This is a genomic window from uncultured Lactobacillus sp. (assembly GCF_947367085.1).
GTDB lineage: Bacteria > Bacillota > Bacilli > Lactobacillales > Lactobacillaceae > Lactobacillus.
On the sequence record NZ_CANBCP010000087.1, the window covers coordinates 1 to 4,733 of the forward strand.

4 protein-coding genes are annotated in these 4,733 nt (G+C 32.2%); 1 reads left to right on the top strand and 3 read right to left on the bottom strand.

What is annotated here, in order from left to right; translation table 11 throughout:
* Positions 1–41: 41 nt before the first annotated feature.
* The gene (locus Q0Y70_RS09410) at positions 42–2,789 is read left to right on the top strand and encodes a mucin-binding protein (RefSeq protein ID WP_297820304.1); all 2,748 of its coding nucleotides are present in this window, start codon (positions 42–44) and stop codon (positions 2,787–2,789) included.
* Positions 2,790–2,827: 38 nt separating this feature from the next.
* Here Q0Y70_RS09410 and Q0Y70_RS09415 read toward each other — a convergent pair whose 3' ends face one another.
* The 3 genes from Q0Y70_RS09415 to Q0Y70_RS09425 form a co-directional block, all read right to left on the bottom strand.
* Positions 2,828–3,055, bottom strand: a complete 228-nt coding sequence (locus Q0Y70_RS09415) for a hypothetical protein (protein WP_297820307.1) — start codon at positions 3,053–3,055, stop codon at positions 2,828–2,830.
* A gap of 158 nt (positions 3,056–3,213) precedes the next feature.
* The gene (locus Q0Y70_RS09420) at positions 3,214–3,813 is read right to left on the bottom strand and encodes an NAD(P)H-binding protein (RefSeq protein WP_297820310.1); all 600 of its coding nucleotides are present in this window, start codon (positions 3,811–3,813) and stop codon (positions 3,214–3,216) included.
* 125 nt (positions 3,814–3,938) lie between these two features.
* Positions 3,939–4,532: a TetR/AcrR family transcriptional regulator gene (locus tag Q0Y70_RS09425; RefSeq protein ID WP_297820314.1), complete on the bottom strand. Its 594-nt coding sequence runs from the start codon at positions 4,530–4,532 to the stop codon at positions 3,939–3,941.
* Positions 4,533–4,733: the final 201 nt, after the last annotated feature.

The following is a 4,733-nucleotide window of genomic DNA, read 5'->3' on the forward strand; positions in this document are numbered from 1 at the left end:
GTATGTTATTTAACAAACAAAAAATACGAGGAGATAAAGTAATGAATAAGAAAAATGATGTTAATTTTATTGCCAAATACAATGGTCAACGAAAGTTTGGCTTAAGAAAACTGTCAATTGGATTGACTACAGTTATTCTAGGTACAACCTTTTTTGCTTTTTCTAATTCAGCCCAAGCTGCTGAAACTAACTCTACTTGTCAAGTAGCACAAGCATCTACAACAGATTCTGCTAAAAAAATCTTAGTCAATTCTAAAGAAGCTAGCGCTACAAAAGCTGTCGAAAGCAAATCTAACGAATCTCAAGAAAAATTATTCTCTGAAAATCAGGCTAAAGACTCTACACCTACCAGTAAATCAACTTCAGAAATTAAATCAAAAAAATCTACTCCATACAGTGTCAACATTGGTCCTGATGAGACACAATATTTGATGGCTAACAACGATAATGGCCATATTCAAGTTGATTTTAAAGGTGATCAAGATTCGCATCTATTTAAACAAGGTGATTCATTCTCTATCTCTGTAAACAATCAAGATAACTTTTTAAAATTTTCAACTAACCTCCCTACTTTTGACGGTTCACTTTCTAACTTCAAAACTAGTCAAGATAACGACACTTTCACCTTCACTTACCAAGGCAATACGCCATTTAACTTACAAAATGGCTCAGTCACTCTCAATTTCTTAGGAAACAATGATGCGGTTCTCAAATATAATAAAGACCACAACATCACTAATCCTAAACAATTTGTAAATATTGATCGTCAAGTTTCAGTTAGTTTTCCCGACCAAGAAACTGTAAGTAAAGAAATTCATATTGGTTTATATCCATATGCTAATGTTGTTGACCGCAAGGAAATGGTTAACGGCTATCCTTGGCAAGCAAAAGTTGTCTTTACCCCTGCTGATCCAAATGGTTTTGTAGAAAATAATGTAACTTATACCGGTCCAGAAGAAGCAGCAAAACAAGACATCCCTGCTCAAGATCAAAAAGATGCCCGTTTAATGCAATATGTAATTAATTGGAATTATGGTCGAGGATTTGACAAAACTATCGTTGATCCCTTAGACGATGTAATTGCCAACCTTAAATTTAGTGATGGTCAAAAGATCTTGCCTCATACAATCAGAGTCTTTCAAATTACTGATCCTTCTCTTATTGGCGCTTTAAATGAAAACACTCAAGAAATTGATCGGCGTGCACTCGATAGCGAAACTTATACCAAAATAACTACTTCTGGACACGAAGATACTAATTTTGAAAAATTCTTACAAGACAGCATCAATACAGATCAATCTCAAATTTCAATTAACCAAACTGGTCCGTTCAAAGTCGCAGGTCAAGATTATTCAACAAAAGGTGCCTATTTCATTCAATTAGATACCCTTCTTGATCTTAAAGACAATCTTAATCATTGGAGCCAGCCAGGCGAAGGTCCTTCAATTTCTTATCCAATTAAAAATGGTTACGATATCCATGGTAGTGGGGACAACATCCATACTCAAACTTTCTTAGGATTCAATACTGCATCAGGAATAGGATCTGAAGTCAAAGAAAATATTCATGTTTACTATGTCGACGATGACGAAAATAAAAAGATTTTGGATCAAGATAATTTATTAGACGGCGTTCCAAATACTAGTTCCAACTATTCAACAACTAATAAAATTCACTTTTTTGAAAACCAAAACTATGAATTAGTTTCAGACACTACGGATGGTAAGATATTAATTTTTGATGATGATAATGAACCAAACAATCAAAATTACTATGTTCACTTCAAACACGGTCATGATAAAGAAACTATTTCTAAAACTGTCACTGAAACTATTCATTACTATTACAATAATAATAACGGACACCATACAAACAATAAGGTATTCAAGGATTACAACGCTCATGTAACTTTTAAGCAAGTTCAAGATAAAGACTTAGTCACCGGAAAACTTACCTCTTCTAATTGGGCTCCAGCAGAACAATATATTTTTGACAAAGTAAAATCCCAAGCAAAAAAAGGTTATATTTTTGATAAAGCTCTAATTAATAAGCAAAAAGTAAGTCCATATAGCAAAGATCTAGAATTTTTCGTTTATTATTCTCCTGAACACAAAAAGACTCAGGAAACAAAAACAGTTAATGAGACCGTTCATTACTATTACAAAGGCACTTCAAACAAGGTCTTTAAAGATTTTATAGCGACCCCGATTACTTTCATCAGAACTAAAGATGTCAACTTAGCTACTGGAGAAATAAGTTATTCAAATTGGACTCCTAAAAACAATAGTTTTGATATAGTTAAATCACCTATTAAAGATGGCTACACTTTTGATAAAGAAAAAATTGACGCTCAAAAAGTTGATCCTTCCTCAAAGGATCTAATCTTTATTGTGTATTATTCACTAAATCCAAGTGATCCAGCTCCAATTCCAGATCACCATACACCTCAGCCTAAGCCTAATAACAAGCCTCAACAACCAGATCAGCCAGCTTATCAACCAAGCGATACTGCTGATAAACAAAGTAGTAAAGAAAATAAAATTTCTTCAGCTAATGCAGTTTTAACTAAAAAGAAAGTTGATACATTCATAATCAAAAATAATGAAAACGCAGTTACTTATCCTAAAGTCCTAGCCACTCATATTGATTACCACAAAGTAATTACAAAAAACAAGTTACCTCAAACTTCAAATGATAAAATTGCATCTGAATTAATTGCTTTAGCAGGATTCTTAATTTCATCATTAGGATTACTGGTTATTAATTCAACAAAACGTAAGAGTCATTAATATTTACAGAAAAGACATCCAGGAATTTGGATGTCTTTTCACTTACTCTTGTTGTTTTTCAATTTTTGATAACGATCATAATGCCAACCACCTAGAATAGCAGTTGTGAAGCTTAAAATAAATAACAAAACATTATTAGAATTTTCTTGTAGTAAATGGACCAAAACTAGACAGATTAAGATCCAAAATATACTAGAAAATTTTTCTAATAGAACTTTTTCTTTCTTACTGAGTGGATGATTTTCTTTATTAAACTTATTTTTCATAATCCCTCTATAACAAGCAAAAGAGGCAACTCGTCTGAATTGCCTCCCTTAAGTGATATATAAATCCACTTCCCAATGCAGATTATATCGCAATTAATACTAAACTGTAAATACTTTGCTTCTAAATTATAACTTTTTTCAGATATAATCTTGCATTTTTATAACGGAGTGTTAATTCCAATAGTTTGACGTTCATATAAGTGGCGTCTATTAACAAGTTGGTTTACCAGACTAGCAATTTCTTCTAAAGAAACATCCTGTTCAATAAAAGGCATCCCGCCTATGTTTACTTCATAATTAATCGGACCTTGAGTAACCCAATTTGACCTAATAATAGTATAGTTTAAATTTGAATCTTTCAACTCTTTATGTGCAGTAGCAAATGGCTGCAAAGTCTTATAAGTAGCATTTCTAGCCGCCTCTTGAACAGAAGGTTTTTGATCATAAGGCCCCATGTAGCCGATAAAAATAATTCTAGATAAGTCTGTCTTTTTCATTACTTCTATTATTTTTTCAATCTGCACGTCAACATCTTTACTTAAGCAGACTACTACCACATCTTGTTTTTGCATGGCAAAATCCATTTGTCTTTCATCACCAACGCTCCCCTTTATGATGGTTTGGCGCTGCCTATCAAAACCTTCTGATGATAAGTTCTCTCCTAATAATGTGATATGGTCATCTGTATTTGTTAATAAATACTTTCTTACTGCATTTCCAATTTGGCTATTGGCTCCGAGAATTAGTACATTAATCATATTAATTTCCTTTCCAAAAGCCCACACCCCATGCGTTACGCATTCTTTATATTCATTCTAACCTCTTATTCAGTAAGATTATAATAATAAGCCTCAAAAAAATAGATGGACGTTGATTAGTCCATCTATTTTTTGACTATATATTGATTAAGTATATGTGGCAAAATATTCTTATTAAAACTTTTGATTTTTTGAAGTGGATTTTCTTGTTCATTAATCGTCCAAGTGAAAATTACACCATAACAATACGTCATGATTCTGTCAGCAATTTGTTCAACTGGAGTATCTGTTTCTAAGCAACCTTTTTCAACAAAAATTCTCAAGATCTTTGTCACTGTCACTAAATCAAATGTAAATTTTTTCGGAATCGAACTTGGCAAACTGATGTAGTTAATCCATTTTCGAGTTCTAGAAATACCGGATTCAAAGATAATTTCCATAGAACTTTCCAAATAATAACTCAATCCATCGATTGGAGAATCAAAGTTTTCAATATTGAAGGCTCGATCTTCTATCTTAGAGAAGTAGCTATTGGAAAATTCTGTGATTACATCATCTTTTTGCTTGTAGTAATTATAAAAAGTGCCTTTGGCAATGCCTGCTCTTTTTGTAATGTCCTCAACGACTACATTTTCATAACCTTTTTCGGCAATTAACTCGCTTGTGGCGCGCATAATTGACTTTTTTGTAGCCTTTGCATTTTCTTCGCGTTTTCCCATAAGCATTCACCTTTTGATTTAGGATTTATTTATTCCTATACATTAATAATATACGGTTTTATATATTTGGTCAATATATCTTTATACACTAAAATAAATATTTGTACTTTTCTTTATAATCACTGCCTAATGATACCATCTGTTTGTTCGAATTTGTTAACTATACGAAAATCTATACTTTTTAATATAATAGTATTCAAG

Bases quoted from the DNA above. Each gene is read 5' to 3' on its own strand.
- Q0Y70_RS09410 (WP_297820304.1), top strand. From the start codon at position 42: ATGAATAAGAAAAATGATGTTAATTTTATTGCCAAATACAATGGTCAA.
- Q0Y70_RS09420 (WP_297820310.1), bottom strand. From the start codon at position 3,813: ATGATTAATGTACTAATTCTCGGAGCCAATAGCCAAATTGGAAATGCA.
- Q0Y70_RS09415 (WP_297820307.1), bottom strand. From the start codon at position 3,055: ATGAAAAATAAGTTTAATAAAGAAAATCATCCACTCAGTAAGAAAGAA.
- Q0Y70_RS09425 (WP_297820314.1), bottom strand. From the start codon at position 4,532: ATGGGAAAACGCGAAGAAAATGCAAAGGCTACAAAAAAGTCAATTATG.